The organism is Falsiroseomonas sp. HW251 (genome assembly GCF_050563545.1).
GTDB lineage: Bacteria > Pseudomonadota > Alphaproteobacteria > Acetobacterales > Acetobacteraceae > Falsiroseomonas.
The window spans coordinates 1-236 of the sequence record NZ_JBNXUM010000130.1 but is presented as its reverse complement, the minus strand read 5'-3'; the positions used below and the strand labels follow the sequence as shown (position 1 = coordinate 236).

Below are 236 nucleotides of genomic sequence, written 5' to 3'. Positions count from 1 at the left end.
CGCAGCCCGGCGATGAAGGTCTGCGTGCCCCACCTGGCATAGGGAGCACGCGCGCGCAGACGCTGGCCGCGGCGAGCGCGGCCACGCAGGCGTGTCATCTTGGTGTTGACGGCGGTCTCATCGAGGAAGACGAGGCGGCCGGGCTCGCGTCGCATGCGGGGCTGGCGCTGCTCGATCCACTCCTTGCGCCGCGCGGCGACGTCGGGGCGCGCGAGCTCCGCGGCCATCAGCGCTTT

Annotated in this window: 1 pseudogene; it reads right to left on the bottom strand. The window is 73.3% G+C overall.

The window, feature by feature from the left end:
* Nucleotides 1–236: pseudogene (locus ACLF3M_RS35490) on the bottom strand (IS630-like element ISSpo6 family transposase); the annotation flags it as partial.